Genomic DNA, 23,299 nt, shown 5'->3' with positions numbered 1-23,299 from the left:
GATGGACTGGGAGCTGGCGCGCACCTCGTTCTGGCCCATGGTCTCCGGCAGCGTGGTGGGAACCATCCCGCTCTCGCTCGCGTCCTTCGCCATCGGCCTCGCACTGGCGCTCGTCGTCGCACTGCTGCGCATCAGCGGACAGCCCGTCCTCGCGGGGATCGCCCGCTTCTACGTCTCCGTCATCCGGGGCACTCCCCTGCTGGTGCAGCTGTTCGTGATCTTCTACGGGCTGCCCTCGATCGGGCTCACCATCGACCCGTGGCCGAGCGCGATCATCGCGTTCTCCCTCAACGTCGGTGGGTACGCGGCGGAGATCCTGCGGGCCGCGATCCTGTCCGTCCCGAAGGGCCAGTGGGAGGCGTGCCACACCATCGGCATGTCCCGCGCGGTCGCCCTGCGCCGGGTCATCCTGCCGCAGGCGGCACGCGTATCCGTGCCACCGCTGTCGAACACCTTCATCAGCCTCGTCAAGGACACGTCCCTCGCGTCGGTCATCCTCGTCACGGAGCTGTTCCGGGAGGCCCAGCAGATCGCTGCCTTCTCGCAGGAATTCATGCTGGTCTACGTCGAGGCCGCCGCGATCTACTGGGTGATCTGCCTGGTCCTGTCCAGCGGCCAGTCCGCGCTCGAGAAGAGGTTGGACCGCTATGTCGCCCACTGATCCCCTGCGACCGCACACTTCGGAGGGCCCCCTGCTGGAGGTCACGGCCCTGCAGAAGTCCTTCGGGACCAACCGGGTGCTCTCCTCGATCGACCTCCACATCGACAGCGGCCAGGTCGTCGCGCTCGTGGGCCCGTCCGGGTCCGGCAAGACCACGGTGCTGCGCTGCCTCAACGGCCTGGAGACGCCCGACGGCGGGACGGTCGCCTTCCGCGGCGGCCCGTCGGTGGACTTCGGCGCGAGGGTGACGAAGAAGGAGGCGCTGGCCCTCCGCGACCGCAGCGCCATGGTCTTCCAGAACTACAACCTGTTCCCGCACAGGACGGTGCTCGAGAACATCATCGAGGGTCCTGTCCAGGTTCAGAAGCGGCCCCGGAAGGATGCCGTTGCGGATGCCGAACGGCTGCTCGAACGCGTGGGCCTGGCCGCGAAGCGGGACGACTACCCGTTCAACCTCTCGGGCGGGCAGCAGCAGCGGGTCGGTATCGTCCGTGCCCTGGCACTCCAGCCCGACCTCCTCCTGTTCGACGAGCCGACCTCGGCGCTGGATCCGGAGCTGGTGGGCGAGGTCCTCACGGTGATCAAGGAGCTGGCCGAGGAGAAGTGGACCATGGTGATCGTGACGCACGAGCTCGCGTTCGCCCGGGAGGTCGCCGACGAGGTGGTCTTCATGGACGGCGGCGTCGTCGTCGAGCACGGCCATCCGGACCAGGTGCTGCGCAATCCCCGCGAGGAGCGGACCCGCCGCTTCGTCCAGCGCCTGCTCAACCCCTTCTGACCCTGGGGCGTCGTGCACGGCTTTCGGGGCGGCGTCGCCGGAACATCGGCGTGTCGCGCGTCGACACGCCCTCCTGCGCCGAACCGCGTGCACGACGCCGCACCCGGTCCGCCTCAGGGGGCGGGCTCAGGCCGCGATGCGGTCCGGGTGCGAGTAGCAGTTCAGTGAGGTCCCGCGGCTGAAGCCCACCAGCGTGAGCCCGGCGTCGTCCGCCAGGTCGGCGGCCAGCGACGACGGCGCGCTGACGGCGGCAAGTACGGGGATCCCGGCGAGCTGCGCCTTCTGCACCAGTTCGAAGGACGCCCGCCCCGAGACCTGGAGGACGGTCCCCCGCAGGGGCAGCATCCCCTCGCGCAGTGCCCAGCCCACCACCTTGTCCACGGCATTGTGCCGCCCCACGTCCTCCCGGAGGCACAGGAGCTCCCCCTCCGCGGTGAACAGGCCGGCGGCGTGGACGCCTCCGGTGCGGTCGAAGAGCTTCTGGCTCTCCCGCAGCCGGTCGGGCAGGGAGGCCAGGACCCCGAGGTCGATCCGCGCCGCGTCCTCCCGGAGGTCGAACCGTGAGGACTTGCGGACGGCGTCGATCGAGGCCGTGCCGCAGATGCCGCACGAGCTCGACGTGTACACGTGGCGCTCCATCGCGGTGTCCGGGAGCTCGACGCCGGGCCGCAGCTGCGCCTCGACCACGTTGAAGGTCTGCCGGCCGTCCTCGTCGACGCCCGCGCAGTACCGGAGGCTGGGCAGCTGGCCCGGTTCCCAGACGACACCCTCCGACACGAGGAACCCGGCCACGAGGTCGAAGTCGTCGCCCGGTGTCCGCATGGTGACGGTGAAGGCGCTCCCCCCGAGCCGGATCTCCAGGGGTTCCTCGCCCGCCAGGACGTCCTCACGGCGTCCCGTCTGCGCCCCGATGCGAAATTTGGTGATGCGACGTCGCTGTGTAACCCGGTTCATCCGGCACTCCTTACCTCGGCCCTAGGATGAGGTTAGTTGACTCCGGACATCCCCTGGCCCGTCGACTCCGACACGAGGATGTGGACAGCGTGGCAACGAAGGCACCGAAGGACAATATCGACGAGACCCGGCTGACGGTGGGCGCCCGGAAGACGACGGCCGTGGGACTCCCGGCCGTCATCAACTCGCTCAAGATCTCGATCGACCAGATGGGACCCGTCCGGAGCGCGCAGACACTGCTCGCCGTCAACCAGGTGAAGGGTTTCGACTGCATGGGCTGCGCATGGCCCGAAGGGGACAAGCGCCACACCGCCGAGTTCTGCGAGAACGGGGCGAAGGCGGTCGCCGAGGAGGCCACGAGGCGGACCGTGCCGCCGTCGTTCTTCGCCGAACACGCCGTCCGGGACCTCCTGGACCGTGACGACTACTGGCTCGGCCAGCAGGGCCGGCTGACCCACCCGATGCTGCTCGACGAGGGCGGGACGCACTACCGGCCCGTGTCCTGGGACGAGGCGTACCAGGTCGTCGTCGACGAACTGGCGGCCCTGGACAGCCCGGACGAGGCGATCTTCTACACCTCCGGGCGCACCTCCAACGAGGCGGCCTTCCTGTACCAGCTGATGGTGCGCGGGATCGGCACGAACAACCTGCCAGACTGCTCCAACATGTGCCACGAGTCCTCGGGCTCGGCGCTCAACGAGACCCTCGGCGTGGGCAAGGGGACGGTATCCCTGCTCGACCTCGACACGGCGCCGCTGATCATCGTCGCGGGCCAGAATCCCGGCACCAACCATCCCCGCATGCTCACGTCCCTGGAGAAGGCCAAGAAGAACGGCGGGGCCATCGTGGCCGTCAATCCGCTGCCCGAGGCCGGCCTGATGCGGTTCGAGAACCCGCAGAACGCCCGCGGCCTGCTCGGCGCCCGCTTCGGCGGCGGCACCGCCCTGGCCGACGATTTCCTGCAGATCCGCATCGGCGGCGACCAGGCCCTGTTCCAGGGCCTCGGCAAGCACCTGCTCGAACGCGAGGAGGCCACCGGCACCGTGTTCGATTCCGCCTTCATCGCCGAGCACACCCTGGGCCTCGAGGACTACCTCGCGGGCCTGCGCGGAACCGGCTGGGACGAGATCACGACGGCGAGCGGGCTCTCGAAGGCGGAGATCACGAGGGTGGGCGACCGCATGATCGCCTCCCCCGGCACGATCGTCTGCTGGGCGATGGGGCTGACACAGCACAAGCACTCGGTCGCCACGCTGCGCGACGTCGTCAACGTGCTCCTGCTCCAGGGCAACGTGGGGAAGCCCAATGCCGGGGTCTGTCCCGTCCGGGGGCACTCGAACGTGCAGGGCGACCGCACCATGGGCATCTTCGAACGCATGCCCGAGGCGTTCCACGACGCCCTCGACCAGCGCTTCCGCTTCGCATCGCCGCGGAAGCACGGCGTGGACACCGTCGCGGCCATCCGCGCGATGCGCGACGGGAAGGCGCGCGTCTTCATGGGCATGGGCGGCAACTTCGTCCGCGCCACCCCGGACACCGACGTCACCGAGCAGGCGCTGTGCACCACCCGGCTGACGGTGCAGGTCTCCACCAAGCTGAACCGCTCCCACCTCGTCACGGGCGCCCGGGCCCTGATCCTCCCCGCGCTCGGGCGCACCGACCGCGACACCCAGGCCGGCGGGAACCAGCGCGTCACGGTCGAGGACTCGATGAGCGCGGTGCACGCCTCCACGGGACGCCTGCAGCCCGCGAGCGACCAGATGCGTTCCGAGATCGAGATCGTCTGCCAGCTCGCCGACCGCCTGTTCGCGCGCAACGGCAGCCCCTACGGCGTCAACGCACCCCAGCTCGACTGGACCGCCGCGCAGGCGGACTATCGCGTGATCCGCGAGCACATCAGCGCCGTCGTGCCCGGCTTCGGCGACTTCGAGACCCGCCTGGACAGGCCCGGCGGCTTCGTCCTGCCCAACGGGCCCAGGGACAGCCGTACCTTCACCACCGCGACCGGCAAGGCGAACTTCACCGCCAATCCCCTCGAGTACCCGCACGTGCCCGAGGGCCGGCTGATCCTGCAGACCCTCCGTTCGCACGACCAGTACAACACCACGATCTACGGCAAGGACGACCGCTACCGCGGGATCTCCGGCGGCCGCCGTGTGGTGTTCGTCAATCCGCAGGACCTGGCGGAGGCGGGTATCGACGACGGCGACATGGTGCACCTGGTCTCGGAGTGGGCGGACGGCGTCGAGCGCCGCGCCGAGGACTTCCGGGCGGTCGCCTACTCGACGCCGAAGGGCTGCGCGGCCGCCTACTACCCCGAGACGAACGTCCTGGTGCCCCTGGATTCGACGGCGGACGTCAGCGGGACGCCGACGTCGAAGTCGGTCGTCGTGCGGCTCGAGAAGGCCGCCTGACGAGGCCACTCCTGTGGCGGCGCTCCCCGCCCGGACGTCCTCAGCCGGCCAGCCACGGCAGCGCCAGGGACGGCACGGCGTCACCTGCGGCGCAGCCCTCGGCAGGGACCACCATCACGCCGTCGGCCGCTGCGAGTCCGCGCAGCATCCCGGACCGCTGGTGCGTGCTCGGCACCGCGCGCTTCGATTCGCTCCGGTAGGGCACCAGCCGGCTCCGCCCCGGCAGCGGCTCGAAGGCGTCCGCGCTCGTCACGGTCCCCGGCTCCTCGAGCGGTGAGCCGCGCAGTCCCGCGAGCAGCGGGCCGGCCACCGTGAGCATCGCCATCATCGCGGCGAGCGGATTGCCGGGCAGTCCCACCAGGAAACGTCCGTCGCGCAGTCGTGCCAGCAGCGTCGGGTGTCCCGGCCGCATCGCGATGCCGTCGATGATCAGTTCGGCGCCGAGTTCGGTGAGCGCCCTGCGGATGTGGTCGGCGGACGAGCTGCCCGTTCCACCGGTCGTGATGAGGACGTCGCCGGAGGCCCGCGCGAGGGACAGCTCATCGGTCGGTTCGGCGCTGATGGCCGCCACGACGTCGTCGAGGTCGTCCTTCGCGCGCCCCGCGACGTCGACGTGGCCGCCCAGCATCGCGACGAATCCGGGCAGCTGGGGGCCGAAGGTGTCACGCACCTGGCCGGGGTGCGGGAGCCCGTGGTCGATCACCTCGTCCCCTGTCATCAGCAGGGACACCCTCGGTGCCCGCAGGACGGCGAGGGTGTCGTGGCCGCACACCGCGGCGAGGGCGATCTGCGCCGGGTTCAGGACGACGCCGGCCGGGATGGCCTCGGAGCCTGCCTCGGCCTCCTCCCCTGCCGGGCGGACGTGCTCGTGCGGGGATGGCTCGTCGGGCCGGGCGGAGTCGTTGCGGTCCAGCACGTCCCCGCGCACCGACCCGTGCTCGGTGCGCAGGATGCCGACGGCGTTCTGCGGCACCACGCCGCCGGTGAGGATGAAGGTCGCCTCGCCGGGGGCGAGGGACACCGCACCGGAGTCGGAGTGCGGCGACGGTCTTCCTCGGGGGTGCTCCTCGGGCTCCGTGTGCCTCACGAGCGTCCAGGGCGGCTCCCCGTTCACGGCCCAGCCGTCCATGGCGGACGACGCGTAGTGCGGGATGGCCTGCAGTGCGTGGACGGGTTCGGCGAGCGTCTGCCCGAGGGCGTCGGCGAGGTTGACGGTCTGGAACGGCAGCGGGCGCCCCGCGCCGTGGGCGAGTGCGCGCGCGGCCATCCAGTCGACGTTGTGCGCTGCGGCGGCCTCGCTCATGCGGGGTCTCCGTCCGCCGCGGCCTCGGCGCAGAGCGCATCGGCCACCGCCATGGCCGAGCGCATGGCCAGGTCCTCGTCGGCCTGCCCGCTGCCGACCGCGAGGCCCGCGGCGTACCCGACGACGAAGGTCGTGAGGGGTGCCGCCGGGCGGACGACGCCGTGGGCGGCCTTCCCGGCGAGGCCGAGGACGGCGTCGACGTCGACGCGCGTCCCGTCGATCTCGTAGGCGGCGAGCAGTTTCTCGGTCCAGTCGTGCAGCAGCTTCTGGCGGTCGTCCATGGGCCCTCCGGGCAGTACTAGGGGACGTCGACTCCCAGCGCTCGTGCATCACTCCAGGTGTCGACGTCGTGCGTTGTGCCCGGGGGAACCGGGACCGGTCTGCTCCTCACACTAGCAAGGAGGCTGCGCATCGACAGGTTGTCGGCCGAACCCCGGGCGAGGACCTCGTCGATGGCGCCTCCGAGCGCGTCGCTCCGGTAGAGGGCGGCCAGCGGCTGGTCGCGGCCGCCGTCGACCGCGACCAGCGAGGTCGTCCCGCCGAGCGCCGCCTCGGCGAGAAGCACGCGTACGAGCACGGCCACGCGCGGCATGTCGCAGGCCACCACGGCACACCACGGCGCCCTCCCACCGGTCCCGGCCCGGAATCCGGCGACGACGGCGGCGGCCGGTCCGGCGAAGGGCGGGTGTTCCCGCACGAACGACGGCGGCCCCTCCCCGGAGGGCCGGGCGCCGCCGTCCGGTTCCGGTCCCACGATCGTCAGCCGCTCCGCATCGGCGAGGGCAGCACACGTGCGCTGCAGCAGCGTCGCTCCGTCGAGGACGAGTCCCGCCTTCGGCACACCGCCGAGCCTCGTGGAGCGGCCGCCCGCCAGGACGATCGCATCGAATCGGGGGGCGTCGGGGATCACGCGGCGGTCTCCGTGAGGAACTCGCTCCACTGCGGGGCAGGCTTCTCGAGCTCGCGGATCTGCCACTGGGGCCCCCGCGGGGGCAGCGGGACGACGCGCAGCTTCCAGCCGAGGCTGGCGAGCGTCTTGTCCCCCTTGGCGTTGTTGCACTTCAGGCAGCAGGCCACGAGGTTCTCCCACGTGTCGCCCCCACCCCTCGATCTCGGCAGGACGTGGTCGATGGTCGAGGCCGTCTTGCCGCAGTAGGCGCACAGGTGGTTGTCCCGCCGCAGGACCCCGCGTCTCGTGGCCGTGACGTCGTGCCGGTAGGGGACCCTGACGTATCTGTTGAGCAGGATCACGGACGGCCGTCCGAGGATCTCGGTGGGTCCGACGACCGGCTCGTCGTCCTCCGCGATGACGCTGGCCTTGCCGGTGAGGACAAGCACGAGTGCCCGGCGGAACGTGACGACCGCCAGTGGTTCATACCCTGCATTCAGAACAAGAGTGCGCATACGGTGGCCTCATTGCTGACCTGTTCCCCGCAACCGGTTGCCATCCCGGGGTACGGGAGAAGAGCTTCGGATTGACACTGCAAGGGTAAGCCGGAGACCGGCGTGCGGCGAACCGGTGCGGGGACGGGTTGACGCGCCGCACGGCGTCGGGCTACCGCCGCCCAACGACGGAGGAACCGGCACGTCCGTGCCGGTTCCTCGATCGTGAGTCGCTGGGGTGATCAGCCGCCGACGCGGATGTAGACGCCGCCCGAGCCGAGCTCTGCCGGTGCGATCACCGTGGTGTTGCCGTTGAAGCCGCCGTGGACGGCCTGGCCGCCACCGATGTAGACAGCGATGTGGGCCATGCCCATGCCGCCGTCGGCGTAGTAGATGAGGTCACCCGGGATGGCCTCGCCTGCGCCCACCGTGCGGCCGAGGGAGAGGTAGCCTGCCGGCCAGCCGTGGAAGTTGATGCCCGCGGCGGCGAGCGAGTTGCTGACCAGGCGCGTGCAGTCCTGCATGACGCCGAGCTGGCCCTGGGCCGCGGCGGCGATGGTCGCCGCGACTCCGGAGGAGGCGGCCGGGGCGGGAGCAGGAGCCGGGGCGGGAGCAGGAGCCGGGGCGGGAGCAGCCACGGCGACCGGGGCGGCCTGTGCGACGGGGGCCGCGACGGCCGCGGCGACGGGAGCCGGTGCGACCGGCGCCTCGACGACGACGGGTGCCGGAGCGTCGGCGACGGGTGCCTCGACGACGACGGGTGCCGGAGCCTCGGCGACGGGTGCCTCGACGACCGGGGCGGGCTCGGCGACGGGTGCCTCGACGACGACCGGCTTGGCGGTGACCTTGACCGGGGTCATGTTGAAGGCGACGGCGATCTCGGACGAGGCGACGACGGCCGCGCGGGCCGAGGTGACCGTGACGCTGGACGCTGCGGCGTCACGCTGCGGCTGCAGGTCCGCGGCGTTGGCTGCGACCCCGCTCGTCAGGACGAGGCCGGAGGCCGCGGCGATGACGGCGGCCTGGCGGCCCATGCCGCCGGTGGTGACGGCCTTGGCGAGGGCCGAGAGGCCGGCGGTGTCCTGGGTTTCGCTGCGGTGGCGGGCGATGATGGCGCGTGAAGACATGGTGGTTTCTCCGAAGGGGTTCTAGCGGACGCGGACGAAGCCGGCGCCGGGAAGGTCTGAGAGGTTGTGGAGGCCGGTGTTCATGCCGTTGAGGCCACCGCTGATGACCTGGCCGTTACCGACGTAGATCGCGACGTGGCCCGCCGTGATGACCAGGTCACCCGCAGCGGGGGATCCGACGACGTCGCCGAACTGGAAGAACTGGCCGGGTGCGAGATCGCCGACGGACTTGCCGACGGAGCGCAGGGCGGTCTCGACCATCGCGGTGCAGTCCTGGGCGACGCCGATCTGGCCGTAGGCAGAGGCGACCAGTCCGGCAGCGACACCGGAGGACTGGACAGGCGCGGGTGCCGGTGCGACGACTGGCTCGGCGACGGCGACCGGTGCGGGCGCCACGGCGGCGGGTGCGACGGGAGCGGCCTCGACAGGAGCGGCCGCGGCGGGAGCGGCCTCGACAGCAGCGACCTCGACGGGAGCAGCGGGCGCCACGACCACGGCGGGAGCCTCGACGACGACGGCGGGCTCGGCCTCGACGACGGGAGCCGGCGGCTCGACGACCTCGGGAGCAGGAGTGACCTCGACGGCCACGCGGTCGAAGGAGACCGTCGCGGTGGCCGGCACGGTGACCTCGGCCGACACGACGCGGCTCACGGTCAACGCTGCGGAGGACTGGACTTCACGCTCGGGGGCGGTTGCACCCTGGGCGGGCAGTCCCGCGGTCAGGACCAGGCCCGACGCCGCGACGATGACGGCTGCCTGGCGGCCGACCGATCCGGCATTGGATGCTGCTGCTGTGGACAGGGCCGTCAGCGGACTGACGTCCCGGGGCGCGCGGTGGCGGCCCGGCGAAGAGCTTTTGGACACGTTGGATTGCCTCTCCCAACGCCTGCGAGGTGAGCTGTCGGATTCGGATGGGAGTCACCCGGCCGCTGCGGAAACAGCGACTTAACCCCAAGGATTTCTGGAACAGAAACCCGAAAATTGGTTCCCCCGCCTCTGCCATGCGATGGTGCGGACGGACCTCCGGCAATGGCAGAGCTAGGCGATTTGCAGGAGGGTGCCGGATCTAGAGCGAATTTGGCACAAGATGGAGGCTACCTCAGATATCGCGGTATGTCACGTTACGGTCACGGAATGGTGTGTTATTGATGACGGAGCCGTGCCGGACTCAGGATGCGACGGAGACGAACACGTGCGAGGCGACCTCCGGAGGCAGCTCGAGCGCACCTTCCACCCCGGGGACGCGGACGGAGACGTACCCGCCCACCGACTCCAGGCTGAGGCGTGCACCCGGCCGCAGGCCGCCCTCGTCGAGCTGGGTCAGGAGTTCCGGGTCGACCTGGATCGGCTCGGCCAGGCGCACCAGCGTGACCGGCTTCTCGGTCGAGTAGGTGCCCATGGCGGAGAGCAGGGTGACCACGCCGTCGGTGAAGAGTTCGGACTGGACGCCGCCGATGGCCTCGAGGCCGGGAATGGGATTCCCGTAGGGCGATTCGGAGGGCTTGCCCAGGAGTTCGTAGAGCCTGCGCTCGACGCGTTCGCTCATCACGTGCTCCCAGCGGCAGGCCTCGTCGTGCACGTAGGCCCAGTCGAGCCCGATGACGTCGCTCAGGAGGCGTTCCGCGAGGCGGTGCTTCCTCATGACCCCGGTGGCCCGGTGCCGTCCCAGCTCGGTGAGCTCGAGGTGCCGGTCACCCGAGACGACCACCAGTCCGTCACGCTCCATGCGGCCGATGGTCTGGGAGACCGTGGGTCCCGAGTGGCGCAGCCGTTCGGCGATGCGCGCCCGCAGGGCGACGATGTTCTCTTCCTCGAGTTCAAGGATGGTCCGCAGGTACATCTCGGTGGTGTCGATGAGGTCCGTCATGCGGGTCAGCTCCTTGGTGCGGTGCGGGTGCGCGGCTGGGATGCCTCACGCCGGTGGGGGTCCACGGCCGCCACGACCTGTTCCGCCCCACGCCTCCCAAGGTTAACCCATGGTGCGATTCCCCCGGCAATCGACGGGGACGGCGACGGCGTCCCCGCCGCATCCTCCGCCTGCGGCGTTAACAAATGGAGCGCCACCGGCTCCTCGGGCAGAATGAGGGCGATACCCGCCGCCGAAACAGCTGGAGCACCCATGACCGAACTGCCCCGCATCCCCGAGCACCTCCTGCCGTCGGACGGCCGGTTCGGCGCCGGTCCGTCCAAGGTCCGGAGCGGACAGATCGACGCCCTCGTGTCCGCGGGACGGGTCCTGCTGGGCACGTCCCACCGCCAGGCTCCCGTGCGCGATCTCGTCGGGCGCGTGCGGGACGGTCTGAGCACCTTCTTCGGCGCACCCGAGGGATACGAGGTGGTCCTCGGGGTGGGCGGCTCGACGGCCTTCTGGGATGTCGCCACCTTCGGACTCGTGGAGCACAGGGCGCAGCACCTCTCCTTCGGCGAGTTCGGCTCCAAGTTCGCCTCGGCCACCACCAGGGCGCCGTTCCTCGAGGCATCGGACATCATCACGGCCCCGCCGGGTACGCGCCCCGATCCGGCGGCCGCAGCCGGCGTGGACACCTACGCCTGGCCGCAGAACGAGACGTCGACGGGTGTCGCGGCTCCCGTTCGACGGGTCGAGGGCGCGGACGACGGCGCCCTGGTCCTCGTGGACGCGACCTCCGCGGCCGGCGGCCTCGACGTGGACGTCTCCGAGGCCGATGTCTACTACTTCGCCCCGCAGAAGAACTTCGCCTCCGACGGCGGATTGTGGCTGGGCCTCTTCTCCCCCGCAGCGCTGGAGCGGGCGGCCCGGATCGATGCCGGCGACCGCTGGATCCCCGACTTCCTCAACCTCCAGACGGCGATCGACAACTCGCGCCTGAACCAGACGTACAACACCCCGTCGCTGTCCACCCTGGTCACGCTCGACGCGCAGGTGGAGTGGCTCAACGCCCAGGGCGGGCTGCCCTTCGCCGCCGCCCGCACGGCGGACTCAGCGGGACGCCTGTACTCCTGGGCGGACGCCTCCCCCGTGGCGAGCCCCTACGTGACCCGTCCCGAGGACCGCTCGAACGTCATCGTGACGGTGGACTTCGACGATGCGGTGGATGCCGCGCGGATCGCCGCGATCCTGCGGGCCAACGGGATCGTCGACGTCGAGCCGTACCGCAAGCTCGGGCGCAACCAGCTGCGCGTCGCCACCTTCGTGGCGATCGAGCCCGACGACGTCTCGGCTCTCATCGCCTGCATCGACCACGTGGTCGAGCACCTCCTCTAGCAGGTCAGGTGCTGCCGTCCGCGGCGCCGGCCTCGTGGTCGAGGCGGAGCCGCCGGGGTGCCGAGCGGTCGTACCGCAACCGGACGTCGTGGTACCTCCACGCCCAGAAGATGCCGGCGGCCGCGGCGATGATGCCGGAGGCGGCGGCCACGCCCAGGCTCCACCGCGGACCGAACATGTCGGAGACCCATCCCACCACGGGGGCGCCCAGCGGCGTCCCGCCGAGGAAGATGGCGAAGTAGAGGGCCATGACCCGGCCGCGCATGGCGGGGTCCGTCGTCGTCTGCACGTAGGCGTTGGCGCTGGTCATCAGCGTCAGCGCGAAGAGACCCACCGGCACGAGTGCGAGCCCGAACAGCCAGAGGTTCGGTGCGAGGGCCGCCAGGACGCACGCGATCCCGAAGGCGGCCGACGCGCCGAAGATGAATCGCAGGCGCGGCCGTTCCCTGCGCGCGGACAGGAGCGCGCCCGCGACCGATCCGACCGCCATCACCGAGGACAGCACGCCGAAGACACCGGCATCCTGCCCGAACTCCGTGCGCGCCATCGCGGCGATGAACACGGCGAAGTTCAGCCCGAACGTCCCCACGATGAAGATCGCGAGCATCACCATCATCAGGTCCGGGCGCTGCTGTACGTAGCGGAAGCCCGCCCGGATCCGTCCCTTGCCCGGGGCGGAGCGGGGCTGCCTGTTCAGTTCGGCGCTCCGCATCGCGAGCAGCACGTAGACCATCGCACCGAAGGTCAGGGCGTTGATCAGGAAGACCCAGCCGGGCCCCACACCCGCGGTCAGCAGTCCGGCGATGGCCGGGCCGACCAGCCGGGCGCCGTTGAACGAGGCGCTGTTGAGCGCGACGGCGTTGGGGAGGTAGTCGTCGCGCACGAGTTCGGAGACGAAGGCCTGGCGGGCGGGGGCGTCGAAGGCCGAGACGACCCCGAGTGCGAGCGCGAAGGCGTAGACGTGCCACAGGAGCGCGACGTCGAGGAGGACCATCAGTCCGAGCCCCACGCCGAGGAGCGCCATGCCGATCTGTGTCGTGGCAAGCAGCTTGCGCCGGTCCACGGTGTCGGCGATGAGCCCGGCCCAGGGCGCGATCACGAGCTGCGGTCCGAGCTGGAGGGCCATCACGATGCCCAGCGCGGACGCGTTCTGGGGGGTGAGGATGTCGTAGACCAGCCAGTCCTGGGCGGTCCGCTGCATCCACGTGCCGATGTTGGAGATGAGGGCCCCGATGAACCAGAGCCGGTAGTTGTGGATCCCGAGCGATCGGAAGGTGCTCAGAGCACTCCCCTTCCGTTCCGGCGCCACTGCTGCGTCACTCGGCGTCGGGCTGGTCCAGGGCGTCAGGCTGGTCCACGGCCTCGTCCGACGCGTCGGATGCTTCCGCCGGGGCCTGGGGCTCCCGTTCCTGCGTGTCGTCGGAGGGATCCTGCGGGACATCGGGCACCGGCTCGGCGGGCACGTCGCCGGGCTTGTCGGCATCGGCTTCGTCCGGCTGCGAGTCCTCGGGACGCACCCGCTCCGACCACGGCAACCACTCGGGCGCCAGCAGCGCGGTCGCAGAGGGCAGCAGACCGACCTCGCACACCGTGACGTCCTTGCTCCGGGCGATGCGGGCGACGCTCGCGTACCACTGCCAGCCGCCGTACCCGGGGACGAACGCCTCGAAGCGATGCGTCACGAGCCGCTCACCCTCGATGGTGGCGGACACGTGGCGACCCACCTGGGCCTCGGAAGCGATCTCGAGCACGCCGCTGCGGGCCCGCTCGACGGCCGCTTCCAGCACGGCATCCGATTTCGGGATCCGGCGCGAGGCCCGCGGCTTCCGGGGCACCTCGACCGGCGCGGGGGCATCGTCGGTCGGCGTCCCGCTGCCGGTCAGGGCTGCGCTGTCGGCAGTGTCCAGGTTGGTCGAGGTCATGATCGAAGCCTACGCGTCGAGGTCGTCCGCAACCGCCCTCAGGACGGCCGCGACCTTCGAGGCGTGCGCCTTCTCGGGGTAGCGCCCCTTGCGGAGTCCGTTGGACACCCCGTCGAGCAGCTTGATGAGGTCTTCCGTGATGACCGCCATGTCATCGGCGCTCTTGCGCGTCGCCTTGGCGACGGACGGTGCCTGCTCCAGGATGCGCGCGGAGAGGGCCTGGAGACCGCGACGGCCGTCCGCGACGCCGAACTCGAGCTTGGTGCCCACCTTGACCTCGCTCACGCCGGCGGGAAGCGCCGAGGCGTGCAGGAACACCTCCTTGCCGTCGTCGGTGGACAGGAACCCGAATCCCTTGTCCGCGTCGAACCACTTCACTTTGCCGATGGGCACGTCGTCTACCTCTTCTTAGCTGTACCGGGCGGGGTGCGCCCGGGGTCTGGTCCCGGGTGCGGGAAGCACCGCCTGGTGCCCAGGCGCACTGCCACCGCCGGGGAAGTCTGTGTCTCCTAGGATATAGCTTTTCCCACGGCTTCCCCGCCGTGGTTCTTGTAGTCTGGGACGGCTATGATCCCTGACCAGACCCCGCCGAGCCGCCCTGCCCCCCATCCCCTGCAGGGCCCCGTCCCGGGCGGCGACACCGGCCGATCGTCCCGCGGACGGTTCGGGGTCCTGGTCCTCGCGGTCGCGTTCGCCGGTATCGGGCTGCTGTCGCTCGCCGCCATCCTCGTCACCGCGCTCCTCCAGGGCACGGTGTGGCCGGGCTTCGTGCTGGCGACGTACTTCTGCCTCCCGATCGCCTTCCTGCTGATGGTCTCGCTCGTCGCGGGGTCGGTCGTCGCACGCCGGCGCTCCTGATCCGCCCGCACGGAGCTCGCCCGCCGACGGCTCCCGCCCGCCCGTCGTCCTCAGGACGAGCGATCCGTGTCGGAGGGGCCGGGTAATCTTGAGGGGATGTCCGCGATCCGAGCACTGGCCGACCAGCTGGCCCTTCGGAGCGATGACGAACTGCGCCGCCTGCTTGCCGTCCGGCCCGACCTCATCCTTCCCCCGGTGCCTGATTTCGCCGCGCTCGCGGCGAGGGCCTCCACCCGCGTGAGCCTGCAGCGCGCCCTGGACAATATCGCGCGCCCCGGGCTCCAGGTCCTCGAGGCGATCGTGGTGCTCAGCGAGGACGACGGCTGCGTGGTTCCACGCGAGCGCCTCGCGGCCGCCTTCGCGGACGGCGCGGCGGACGATCTCGACATCATCATCGCCGATCTCCTCGAGCAGGCCCTCGTCACGGGTTCCCCGGCGGAGGGCTTCCTGCCGGTCGGCGCGCTGGCCGATGCGCTCGGCCCCTACCCCGCCGGCCTCGGCCGGCCCTTCCGCGTCCTCGCCCGCTCCATCCCGCGCTACGGACCGGCGCTGGTCCACGCGGTGCAGCTCCTGGACGCCGCGGCGGACACCGGGGCGATGACCTCCGCGGCCGCGGCGCAGGCACTGCAGGAGGTGACGGCGGATCCGGTGCTCTGGCGTCGGGTCCTGGCCGACGCTCCCGACGGTGCCGCCACCCTGCTCGCACGCCTGCGGGACGTCCCGGTCGGCTCGACGGTGACAGGCGGCGACGGCGGCGCCTCGCCCGCGGTGCGCTGGCTGCTCGACCGGTGCCTGCTGGCACCCCTGGACGCCCTCCATGTCGAGCTGCCACGCGGTGTCGGCATGGCCCTCCGCGGTCAGGCCGTCTTCCCCTCCCTCGAGCTCGCCCCGCCCACGGGGACCGACCGCAGCACCCGCGCGAGCCTCCGGGACAACGCGGCGTTCGGCGCCGTCGCCGAGACCCTCCGGCTGATCACCGCCCTCCTCTGGTCCGTCGCCTCGACGCCGGTCGCGACCCTTCGCTCGGGCGGGGTGGGCGTGCGGGAGTTGCGGCGCGTCCGGGAGGTGCTGCGCGTCGAGGACCGCGAGGCGGCGTGGCTGCTGGAACTGGCGTCCGCCGTCGGGCTCCTGACCCTCGACCCCGACGACTCGCGCTGGAAGACCTCCCGCCTGGAGGCGTGGGAGGCGCTGGACCGCGACGCCCAGTGGCTCCTCCTCGTCGAGGGATGGCTGGCCGTCGACAGGGCACCGGCCCTGATCGGGTCCAGGCTGCCGGACGGGACATCCGTCAACGCCCTGGCCGCCGAGGCGTCCCGACCGGACGCTCCGATGGTGCGGCAGCGGTTGCTGGCCGTGGCGACGGAGCTGTCCGGCGCCGGTCAGGGCGCAGCTCCGGCAGCGGAGGACGGCAGGCCGCGCACCGTACCGGTCCTCACCGAGCAGTCCGTCATCGGGCTCGCGACCTGGTACCAGCCGCGCCTGCAGCGGCGGTTCGCCCGCCTGCTGCCGGGCATGCTGATCGAGGCGGGAGCGCTGGGACTGACCGGCGGCGGAGCCCTGACGGACGTGGGCGGGCTCGTCGCTGCCGGCCGCTTCGAGGACGCCGGCCGGGTCATCCGCGAGGCCCTGCCCGATCCGGTGTCCCGCGTCGTCCTGCAGGCGGACCTCACCGCCGTCGCTCCCGGCTACCTGCAGCCCGAAGTGGCGCGCGGGCTCCTGCGCATGTCCACCCCCGAGGGACAGGGGCCGGCCACCACCTACCGCTTCTCCGCGGAGTCGATCCGTTCCGCCCTCGACTCCGGCGAGGACGCCTCCTCGATCCTCGCCTTTCTACACGAGCACTCCGCCACCGAGATCCCGCAGGCGCTCTCCTACCTCGTCGAGGACACCGCGTCGCGGTACGGCAGCCTCCGGGTCGGACGGGCCGGCAGCTACGTGAGCACGGACGACGACGCCGTGGTCGCGACGGTGCTGGCCGATCCGCGGGCCGCCGTGCTCGGCGTCGTCCAGGTGGCGCCGACCGTCCTGGTCTCCCCCGCTTCCCCCCACGAACTGGCCGCGCTCCTGCGGGACCTCGGCTTCTCGCCGGCGTCGGACGCCGTGGCCGCCGCGGGCAGGACGCCTCCCGCCGGACCGGCGGCGCCCGCGCGCGTCCCGCCGGACCAGCTGAGGTCACGGCTCAATCCGTGGTCGGTCGCGGAGGAGGAGCTCGACGCCCAGCTCGCCGTCCTGCGCTCCGCGCGCCCGGGCCCTGCCGATGTCGCCACCGGTACCGACAGCGAGACCCTCCTGGGACTCGAGACCCTCCGCGCAGCCATCCGGTCCCGGAGCAGGATCCGCCTCGGCACCGCGGACAGCGAGGGGAATCATGTGCGCCAGGTCCTTGTTCCCCTCTCGGTATCGGGAGGCCGCCTGCGGGTGTTCGACCCCGAGCACCAGGTGGAGAAAGTCGTGTCCGTGCATCGCGTGATGGACGTGGAAATCCTCGAAGGGAGTCCCGCAGATGGTTGACGGGCCGCTGATCGTCCAGAGTGACAAGACCATCCTGCTCGAGGTCGACCACGAGCAGGCCACCGAGGCGCGCCATGCCATCGCCGCCTTCGCCGAGCTCGAGCGGGCGCCGGAGCACGTGCACAGCTACCGGCTGACGCCCCTCGGGCTCTGGAACGCGCGCGCGGCCGGGCTCGACGCCGAACGGGTCCTCGACACGCTGCTGAAGTACTCGCGCTTCCCGGTGCCGCACGCCCTCCTGATCGACATCGAGGACACGATGTCGCGCTACGGACGGCTCCGCCTCGAGAAGGACCCGCAGCACGGCCTCGTCCTGCGGACCACCGACTACCCGGTGCTCGAGGAGGTCCTGCACGCCAAGAAGATCCAACCCCTGCTCGGACCGAGGATCGACGGCGAGACCGTCGTCGTCCACTCGTCGCAGCGGGGACAGCTCAAGCAGCTGCTGCTCAAGCTCGGCTGGCCCGCCGAGGACTTCGCGGGCTACGTCGACGGGACACCGCACCCGATCGTGCTCGACGAGGACGGCTGGACCCTGCGGCCCTACCAGCAGCTCGCCGTCGAGAACTTCTGGTCGGGCGGCTCGGGAGTCGTCGTCCTGCCCTGCGGCGCAGGGAAGACCCTCGTGGGCGCTGCGGCCATGGCCACGAGCCAGACCACCACGCTGATCCTCGTGACCAATACGGTCTCCGCCCGGCAGTGGAAGGACGAGCTGCTCAAGCGCACGTCCCTGACGGAGGAGGAGATCGGCGAGTACTCCGGCGCCGTCAAGGAGGTGCGTCCGGTGACGATCGCGACCTATCAGGTCCTCACCACCAGGCGCGGTGGGCTGTACCCGCACCTCGAACTGCTCGACGCGAACGACTGGGGCCTCATCGTGTACGACGAGGTCCATCTGCTCCCCGCGCCGATCTTCAAGATGACGGCCGACCTCCAGGCGCGCCGCCGGCTCGGCCTCACGGCCACCCTCGTCCGTGAGGACGGCCGGGAGGGCGAGGTGTTCTCGCTCATCGGACCGAAGCGGTACGACGCCCCGTGGAAGGACATCGAGGCACAGGGCTACATCGCCCCGGCCGACTGCGTGGAGGTCCGCGTGGACCTGCCGCGGGACGAGCGGGTCGCCTACGCCATGGCCGACGACGCCGACAAGTACCGGCTGTGTGCGACGTCCGACACGAAGTCGGACGTGGTGGAGAAGCTGGTCGCCGGGCACAGGGGCGAGCAGCTTCTGGTGATCGGCCAGTACATCGATCAGCTCGACGACCTCGCGGCGAGGCTCGACGCCCCCGTGATCAAGGGGGAGACCTCCGTGAAGGAACGCCAGCGCCTGTTCGACGCCTTCCGTGCGGGCGAGATCCACGTGCTCGTGGTCTCGAAGGTCGCGAACTTCTCGATCGACCTGCCGGAGGCCTCCGTGGCGATCCAGGTCTCCGGGTCCTTCGGTTCACGGCAGGAGGAGGCCCAGCGCCTGGGCCGGTTGCTCCGGCCGAAGACCGACGGCCGCGCTGCGCGTTTCTACACGGTCGTCGCGCGGGACACCCTGGACCAGGACTTCGCGGCCAAGAGGCAGCGCTTCCTGGCGGAGCAGGGCTACGCGTACCGGATCCTCGACGCCTCCTCGATCGGGGACAAGGAGCCCAGAGACTGACGAGCGTTCTCACCGGAACGGCACAGACAACTCACAGACAACGCGCGGATACTGGTGCCGTGAAGAAAACGGGCCCCGAAGCGAAACTGCTGGTCGTCGACGACGAACCGAACATCCGCGAACTCCTGTCGACATCGTTGCGGTTCGCCGGCTTCGACGTCGTCGCCGCCGGCAACGGACGCGACGCCCTCGCGGCGGCCGAGACGCACAACCCGGATCTCGCCGTCCTGGACGTCATGCTCCCCGACATGGACGGATTCACCGTCACCCGCCGGCTGCGCGCCGCCGGCCGGCACTTCCCCGTCGTCTTCCTGACGGCGCGGGACGACACGGATGACAAGGTCACCGGCCTGACGGTCGGCGGGGACGACTACGTCACCAAACCGTTCAGCCTCGACGAGGTGGTCGCGCGCATCCGCGCCGTCCTGCGACGCACCCACCCGCTCGAGGACGACGACGCCGTGATCCGCGTCGACGACCTCGAGCTCGACGACGACGCGCACGAGGTCCGGCGCGGCGGCGAGGTCATCGACCTCTCCCCCACCGAGTTCAAGCTGCTGCGCTACCTCATGATGAACCCGAACCGCGTCCTGTCGAAGGCACAGATCCTCGACCACGTGTGGGAGTACGACTTCAACGGGGACGCGTCCATCGTCGAGTCCTACATCTCGTACCTGCGCCGCAAGATCGACAGGAACCCGGATGCCGTGGCCCTGATCCAGACCAAGCGCGGCGTGGGCTACCTGCTCCGGACCGCCGACAAGCGGTAGCGCCGCCCCCTTGGTCAAGCGTTGGAGTGCGGCGTCCCTCCGCTCGCAGCTCGTCGCGATCATCATGCTCCTCATGATCGTCACGGTGGGCATCACGGGCCTGGCGACCGTGTCCCTCCTGCGCGAAGGACTCGTGGACCGGGTCGACGCCGACATCCTGGCCAACGCGAAGGTCGTCTCGGAGACCATCTATTCCGAGGTACCCGCCGATGACGGGACCGTCCTGCGGTACTACGCGGCGATCCTCGACCGGGACTCCACCATCCTCGCCGAGAACCAGTCCTCCGACGCGGCGGACGTGCCCGACCTCGGGGACCTCACGCCCGAGCGGATCGCGGACCTCGAAGGATCGGGCCTCGACGTGCCGGGGACGGACCCGGCGAGCCAGGGGTGGCGTGTCCGCGTCTTCCCGTTCACCAACGGCGAGGGCTACCTGGCCATCGCCTCACGGCTCAACACGGTCAACGAATCCCTGCAGGAATCGACCGAGATCATCTTCACGTCGGGACTGGTGACCACCGCCCTCGCGTCCCTCATCGCCTTCGTCACGGTCACCCGGCAGTTCGCACCGCTGGCCAGGGTCGAGCGGACCGCCGCCGCCATCGCAGCCGGCGACCTCTCCCGCCGCGTCGCCGTCGAACGTCCCGCCACCGAGATCGGCCGGCTGTCGCGATCGCTCAACGCCATGCTCGCGCACATCGAGCGCGCCTTCGCGGCGAGGACCGCGTCGGAGACGAAGATGCGCCGTTTCGTGGCGGACGCCTCCCATGAGCTCCGCACGCCGCTCGTGACCATCCGTGGCTACTCGGAGCTCTATCGGCACGGAGCACTCCAGAAGGACGAGGACGTGGCCGCGGCGATGGGCCGGATCGAGAGCGAGGCCATCCGCATGGGCCAGCTCGTCGAGGATCTCCTCACGCTCGCCCGGATCGACGAGCAGCGCCCCCTCGAGGTGAGACCCGTGGACCTCATGGTGCTCGCGCACGATGCCGCCTTCGACGCACGGGCGACCGCCCCCGACCGGTCAGTCACGGTGATCGGGCTCGACGGCGGGGCGCCACGCTCCGCGCCCTCGAGGGGTGACGAGGCACGCCTGCGCCAGGTGGTCGCCAACCTGATGACCAACGCGCTCCGCTACACGCCGGAGGGATCCCCGATCGAGCTCGCCGTCGGCGTCGCGCCGGTCCTGCACGGGCACAGTGACTCCGTCCTGGAGGTGCGCGACCACGGGCCCGGCATCTCCGAGGAGGACGCCGCCAAGGTCTTCGAGCGTTTCTACCGGGCGGACAGCTCCCGGCACCGGGAGACCGGCGGCACGGGGCTCGGCCTCGCCATCGTCGCCGCGCTCGTCGCGCAGCACGACGGCACCGTCCGGCTGGAGGAGACGCCCGGCGGTGGTGCCACCCTGTCCATCCGGCTCCCGCACCTCCCGGCGGACGACGGGTCGGAGGACGCAGCGCCCGAGGAGGACTCCCCGGGGTCCGGCCAGGAACACGCCTACTCGAACGGCATCATCCCTCCACGGGCCCCCTCGACCAGGCCGGTTGTCCACAAGAGCGGCGACGCCGGCTGACCACCCCGTACCGTGCCCTAGCGTCGGATCGTCAACGGAACGCGAGCACACGGGAGCACACCATGCCTTTCTTCAACGTGGACACCGACGGCCTGGCGGCGAAGAGCAGCCAGGTGCAGGGCACCATCTCGAGGCTGCAGGCGGAGGTGAACTCGATGCAGGCGGGGCTGCGCGATCTCGAGGGGATCTGGACAGGCCAGGCGGCCAGCAATTTCCAGCAGCTCGTCCTGCAGTGGCGTGCGACCCAGCAGCAGGTCGAGGAATCCCTGGCCGGCATCAACGCGGCGCTCTCCCTCGCGACCCGGCAGTACGCCGATGCCGAGCAGGACAACGCCCGCATGTTCCTGGGCTGACGCCTCGCCGCCTGCGCCGGGCCACCACGGCTGTCCGGGGCATCCGTCCGTGCCTCGGACGACGAAAGGGTGGCACCCCCCTCGGGAGTGCCACCCTTCTCGTTCGGGCGTGCGCGGTGGAGCGCCGGCGGGGGCTAGAAGCCGCCCATGCCGCCCATGCCACCCATGTCGTCGCCGCCGCCGGCAGGAGCTGCCTTCTCCGGCTTGTCGGCCACGACGGCCTCGGTGGTGAGGAACAGGCCGGCGATCGACGCTGCGTTCTGCAGGGCCGAGCGCGTGACCTTCACGGGGTCGTTGACACCTGCGGCGAGGAGGTCCTCGTACACGCCGGTAGCAGCGTTCAGGCCGTGGCCGGCGGGCAGTCCGCGGACCTTGTCGACGACGACGCCGGGCTCGAGGCCGGCATTGAAGGCGATCTGCTTGAGCGGTGCGTCGATCGCGACGCGGACGATGTTCGCGCCCGTCGCCTCGTCACCCGAGAGTTCCAGGTTGGCGAACGCCTTGGCTCCGGCCTGGATGAGGGCCACGCCACCACCGGCGACGATGCCTTCCTCGACGGCTGCCTTCGCGTTGCGGACGGCGTCCTCGATGCGGTGCTTGCGCTCCTTGAGCTCGACCTCCGTGGCGGCACCGGCCTTGATGACTGCAACGCCACCGGCCAGCTTGGCCAGGCGCTCCTGCAGCTTCTCGCGGTCGTAGTCGGAATCGGAGTTCTCGATCTCGGCGCGGATCTGGGCCACGCGACCGGCGATGGCGTCGGCGTCGCCGGCTCCCTCGACGATCGTGGTCTCGTCCTTGGTCACGACGACCTTGCGGGCGGTACCCAGCAGGTCGAGGGTGGCGGTCTCGAGCTTGAGGCCGACCTCCTCGGCGATGACCTGGCCACCGGTGAGGATGGCGATGTCGGCGAGCTGGGCCTTGCGGCGGTCACCGAAGCCGGGGGCCTTGACGGCCACGGACTTGAAGGTGCCGCGGATCTTGTTGACCACGAGGGTCGCGAGGGCTTCGCCTTCGATGTCCTCGGCGATGATCAGCAGCGGCTTGCCGGACTGCATGACCTTCTCGAGGACGGCGACGAGGTCCTTCACGTTGCTGATCTTCGAGTTGACGATCAGGATGTAGGGATCCTCGAGGACCGTCTCCTGGCGCTCGGCGTCGGTGACGAAGTAGCCCGAGATGTAGCCCTTGTCGAAGCGCATACCCTCGGTGAGTTCCAGTTCGAGGCCGAAGGTGTTCGACTCCTCGACGGTGATGACGCCTTCCTTGCCCACCTTGTCGAGGGCCTCGGCGATCAGGTCACCGATCTGCTTGTCCCCGGCGGAGATGGAGGCCGTGGCAGCGATCTGCTCCTTGGTCTCGATCTCCTTCGCGGAGGCGAGCAGCTCGTCGGTGACGGCCTTGACGGCCTTCTCGATGCCGCGCTTGAGGCTCAGGGGGTCGGCGCCGGCCGCGACGTTGCGCAGGCCTTCCTTGACGAGGGCCTGGGCGAGCACGGTGGCGGTGGTGGTTCCGTCGCCTGCGACGTCGTCCGTCTTCTTGGCGACCTCCTTGACGAGTTCGGCGCCGATCTTCTCGAACGGGTCGTCGAGCTCGATCTCCTTGGCGATGGACACGCCGTCGTTCGTGATGGTGGGGGCGCCCCACTTCTTCTCGAGCACGACGTTGCGGCCACGGGGGCCGAGCGTCACCTTGACGGCGTCAGCGAGGATGTTCAGACCCCGCTCGAGGCCGCGGCGGGCCTCTTCATCAAAAGAAATGATCTTGGCCATAACGGCTTAGGTCCTTTCGGGACGGTTGCAT

Annotated in this window: 22 protein-coding genes and 1 riboswitch; of the genes, 10 read left to right on the top strand and 12 right to left on the bottom strand. The window is 70.7% G+C overall.

Annotated features, from left to right (window positions below; all coding sequences use genetic code 11):
* Nucleotide 1: 1 nt before the first annotated feature.
* Nucleotides 2-661, top strand: a complete 660-nt coding sequence (locus ACX80U_RS03035; protein WP_133083175.1) for an amino acid ABC transporter permease — start codon at nt 2-4, stop codon at nt 659-661.
* The gene (locus ACX80U_RS03030) at nt 648-1,439 is read left to right on the top strand and encodes an amino acid ABC transporter ATP-binding protein (RefSeq protein ID WP_279628590.1); all 792 of its coding nucleotides are present in this window, start codon (nt 648-650) and stop codon (nt 1,437-1,439) included. The genes ACX80U_RS03035 and ACX80U_RS03030 overlap by 14 nt, the downstream gene beginning before the upstream one ends.
* Before the next feature lie 126 nt (nt 1,440-1,565).
* Here ACX80U_RS03030 and fdhD read toward each other — a convergent pair whose 3' ends face one another.
* Complete coding sequence (fdhD, locus tag ACX80U_RS03025; RefSeq protein ID WP_133083173.1) at nt 1,566-2,393, bottom strand: formate dehydrogenase accessory sulfurtransferase FdhD; 828 nt, start codon at nt 2,391-2,393, stop codon at nt 1,566-1,568.
* 89 nt (nt 2,394-2,482) lie between these two features.
* On the opposite strand from fdhD, the gene ACX80U_RS03020 reads away from it, so the two are divergent.
* Entirely contained in the window at nt 2,483-4,807 is a 2,325-nt protein-coding gene (locus ACX80U_RS03020; protein ID WP_459267365.1) for an FdhF/YdeP family oxidoreductase, read from the top strand.
* 40 nt (nt 4,808-4,847) lie between these two features.
* Here the strand turns inward: ACX80U_RS03020 and ACX80U_RS03015 are convergent, their stop codons facing one another.
* The 7 genes from ACX80U_RS03015 to ACX80U_RS02985 all read right to left on the bottom strand — a co-directional run bounded on the left by ACX80U_RS03015 (nt 4,848) and on the right by ACX80U_RS02985 (nt 10,487).
* Nucleotides 4,848-6,110: a molybdopterin molybdotransferase MoeA gene (locus tag ACX80U_RS03015; RefSeq protein WP_133083171.1), complete on the bottom strand. Its 1,263-nt coding sequence runs from the start codon at nt 6,108-6,110 to the stop codon at nt 4,848-4,850.
* Nucleotides 6,107-6,391 (bottom strand): DUF6457 domain-containing protein, encoded by a 285-nt coding sequence (locus tag ACX80U_RS03010; protein ID WP_133083170.1) that lies wholly within the window; start codon nt 6,389-6,391, stop codon nt 6,107-6,109. The genes ACX80U_RS03015 and ACX80U_RS03010 overlap by 4 nt, the downstream gene beginning before the upstream one ends.
* A 17-nt stretch (nt 6,392-6,408) precedes the next feature.
* Nucleotides 6,409-7,020 (bottom strand): molybdenum cofactor guanylyltransferase, encoded by a 612-nt coding sequence (gene mobA, locus ACX80U_RS03005; protein ID WP_459267364.1) that lies wholly within the window; start codon nt 7,018-7,020, stop codon nt 6,409-6,411.
* On the bottom strand, nt 7,017-7,514 hold the full coding sequence (locus ACX80U_RS03000; protein WP_133083169.1) for an HNH endonuclease: 498 nt from the start codon (nt 7,512-7,514) through the stop codon (nt 7,017-7,019). Before ACX80U_RS03000 ends, mobA begins: the two co-directional genes overlap by 4 nt.
* Before the next feature lie 221 nt (nt 7,515-7,735).
* Complete coding sequence (locus ACX80U_RS02995; protein ID WP_459267363.1) at nt 7,736-8,620, bottom strand: NlpC/P60 family protein; 885 nt, start codon at nt 8,618-8,620, stop codon at nt 7,736-7,738.
* Nucleotides 8,621-8,641: 21 nt separating this feature from the next.
* Complete coding sequence (locus ACX80U_RS02990) at nt 8,642-9,484, bottom strand: NlpC/P60 family protein (RefSeq protein ID WP_459267362.1); 843 nt, start codon at nt 9,482-9,484, stop codon at nt 8,642-8,644.
* Nucleotides 9,485-9,489: 5 nt separating this feature from the next.
* A riboswitch (cyclic di-AMP (ydaO/yuaA leader) is annotated at nt 9,490-9,659 on the bottom strand.
* 129 nt (nt 9,660-9,788) lie between these two features.
* A complete protein-coding gene (locus ACX80U_RS02985) occupies nt 9,789-10,487 on the bottom strand; it encodes a metal-dependent transcriptional regulator (RefSeq protein ID WP_459267361.1) in 699 nt (232 codons plus the stop codon).
* A gap of 252 nt (nt 10,488-10,739) precedes the next feature.
* Here ACX80U_RS02985 and serC point away from each other — a divergent pair, with 252 nt between their 5' ends.
* The gene (serC, locus tag ACX80U_RS02980; RefSeq protein ID WP_459267360.1) at nt 10,740-11,864 is read left to right on the top strand and encodes a phosphoserine transaminase; all 1,125 of its coding nucleotides are present in this window, start codon (nt 10,740-10,742) and stop codon (nt 11,862-11,864) included.
* A gap of 4 nt (nt 11,865-11,868) precedes the next feature.
* Here the strand turns inward: serC and ACX80U_RS02975 are convergent, their stop codons facing one another.
* From ACX80U_RS02975 to ACX80U_RS02965, 3 genes are read right to left on the bottom strand one after another with little or no spacing between them, the layout of a single operon-like run.
* Nucleotides 11,869-13,146 carry an MFS transporter gene (locus tag ACX80U_RS02975; RefSeq protein ID WP_459267625.1) on the bottom strand — a complete coding sequence of 426 codons (1,278 nt, stop codon included), beginning with the start codon at nt 13,144-13,146 and terminating at the stop codon, nt 11,869-11,871.
* A 34-nt stretch (nt 13,147-13,180) separates the two neighbouring features.
* Nucleotides 13,181-13,786, bottom strand: a complete 606-nt coding sequence (locus ACX80U_RS02970; protein WP_459267359.1) for a DUF3027 domain-containing protein — start codon at nt 13,784-13,786, stop codon at nt 13,181-13,183.
* 9 nt (nt 13,787-13,795) lie between these two features.
* Entirely contained in the window at nt 13,796-14,179 is a 384-nt protein-coding gene (locus ACX80U_RS02965; RefSeq protein ID WP_133083163.1) for a cold-shock protein, read from the bottom strand.
* A 174-nt stretch (nt 14,180-14,353) separates the two neighbouring features.
* On the opposite strand from ACX80U_RS02965, the gene ACX80U_RS02960 reads away from it, so the two are divergent.
* The 6 genes from ACX80U_RS02960 (at nt 14,354) to ACX80U_RS02935 (ending at nt 21,499) form a co-directional block, all read left to right on the top strand.
* Nucleotides 14,354-14,644, top strand: a complete 291-nt coding sequence (locus ACX80U_RS02960; RefSeq protein WP_459267358.1) for a hypothetical protein — start codon at nt 14,354-14,356, stop codon at nt 14,642-14,644.
* Between the two features lie 96 nt (nt 14,645-14,740).
* Nucleotides 14,741-17,155 carry a helicase-associated domain-containing protein gene (locus ACX80U_RS02955; RefSeq protein WP_459267357.1) on the top strand — a complete coding sequence of 805 codons (2,415 nt, stop codon included), beginning with the start codon at nt 14,741-14,743 and terminating at the stop codon, nt 17,153-17,155.
* The gene (locus tag ACX80U_RS02950) at nt 17,148-18,803 is read left to right on the top strand and encodes a DNA repair helicase XPB (protein WP_208740559.1); all 1,656 of its coding nucleotides are present in this window, start codon (nt 17,148-17,150) and stop codon (nt 18,801-18,803) included. Before ACX80U_RS02955 ends, ACX80U_RS02950 begins: the two co-directional genes overlap by 8 nt.
* Before the next feature lie 59 nt (nt 18,804-18,862).
* Nucleotides 18,863-19,573 carry a response regulator transcription factor gene (locus tag ACX80U_RS02945; RefSeq protein ID WP_133083159.1) on the top strand — a complete coding sequence of 237 codons (711 nt, stop codon included), beginning with the start codon at nt 18,863-18,865 and terminating at the stop codon, nt 19,571-19,573.
* Nucleotides 19,574-19,583: 10 nt separating this feature from the next.
* Entirely contained in the window at nt 19,584-21,146 is a 1,563-nt protein-coding gene (locus tag ACX80U_RS02940) for a sensor histidine kinase (protein WP_459267356.1), read from the top strand.
* Nucleotides 21,147-21,208: 62 nt separating this feature from the next.
* Nucleotides 21,209-21,499 (top strand): WXG100 family type VII secretion target, encoded by a 291-nt coding sequence (locus ACX80U_RS02935; protein WP_208740558.1) that lies wholly within the window; start codon nt 21,209-21,211, stop codon nt 21,497-21,499.
* Between the two features lie 134 nt (nt 21,500-21,633).
* On the opposite strand, the gene groL is transcribed toward ACX80U_RS02935, so the two are convergent.
* Nucleotides 21,634-23,268, bottom strand: a complete 1,635-nt coding sequence (groL, locus tag ACX80U_RS02930) for a chaperonin GroEL (RefSeq protein ID WP_133083157.1) — start codon at nt 23,266-23,268, stop codon at nt 21,634-21,636.
* Between the last annotated feature and the right edge of the window lie 31 nt (nt 23,269-23,299).

This window comes from Arthrobacter sp. TmT3-37, from assembly GCF_054510835.1.
Note: the sequence above shows the minus strand (reverse complement) of the source record. Positions and strands in the feature narration are given on the sequence as shown.

What these genes read in the sequence shown, in the direction of transcription:
- ACX80U_RS03010 (WP_133083170.1), bottom strand. Translation starts at nt 6,391, where the DNA reads ATGGACGACCGCCAGAAGCTGCTGCACGACTGGACCGAGAAACTGCTC.
- ACX80U_RS02955 (WP_459267357.1), top strand. Translation starts at nt 14,741, where the DNA reads ATGTCCGCGATCCGAGCACTGGCCGACCAGCTGGCCCTTCGGAGCGAT.
- ACX80U_RS02960 (WP_459267358.1), top strand. Translation starts at nt 14,354, where the DNA reads ATGATCCCTGACCAGACCCCGCCGAGCCGCCCTGCCCCCCATCCCCTG.
- ACX80U_RS03000 (WP_133083169.1), bottom strand. Translation starts at nt 7,514, where the DNA reads ATGCGCACTCTTGTTCTGAATGCAGGGTATGAACCACTGGCGGTCGTC.
- ACX80U_RS03015 (WP_133083171.1), bottom strand. Translation starts at nt 6,110, where the DNA reads ATGAGCGAGGCCGCCGCAGCGCACAACGTCGACTGGATGGCCGCGCGC.
- serC (WP_459267360.1), top strand. Translation starts at nt 10,740, where the DNA reads ATGACCGAACTGCCCCGCATCCCCGAGCACCTCCTGCCGTCGGACGGC.
- groL (WP_133083157.1), bottom strand. Translation starts at nt 23,268, where the DNA reads ATGGCCAAGATCATTTCTTTTGATGAAGAGGCCCGCCGCGGCCTCGAG.
- ACX80U_RS02950 (WP_208740559.1), top strand. Translation starts at nt 17,148, where the DNA reads ATGGTTGACGGGCCGCTGATCGTCCAGAGTGACAAGACCATCCTGCTC.
- ACX80U_RS02995 (WP_459267363.1), bottom strand. Translation starts at nt 8,620, where the DNA reads ATGTCTTCACGCGCCATCATCGCCCGCCACCGCAGCGAAACCCAGGAC.
- ACX80U_RS02935 (WP_208740558.1), top strand. Translation starts at nt 21,209, where the DNA reads ATGCCTTTCTTCAACGTGGACACCGACGGCCTGGCGGCGAAGAGCAGC.
- ACX80U_RS03035 (WP_133083175.1), top strand. Translation starts at nt 2, where the DNA reads ATGGACTGGGAGCTGGCGCGCACCTCGTTCTGGCCCATGGTCTCCGGC.
- ACX80U_RS03030 (WP_279628590.1), top strand. Translation starts at nt 648, where the DNA reads ATGTCGCCCACTGATCCCCTGCGACCGCACACTTCGGAGGGCCCCCTG.
- fdhD (WP_133083173.1), bottom strand. Translation starts at nt 2,393, where the DNA reads ATGAACCGGGTTACACAGCGACGTCGCATCACCAAATTTCGCATCGGG.
- ACX80U_RS02970 (WP_459267359.1), bottom strand. Translation starts at nt 13,786, where the DNA reads ATGACCTCGACCAACCTGGACACTGCCGACAGCGCAGCCCTGACCGGC.
- ACX80U_RS02985 (WP_459267361.1), bottom strand. Translation starts at nt 10,487, where the DNA reads ATGACGGACCTCATCGACACCACCGAGATGTACCTGCGGACCATCCTT.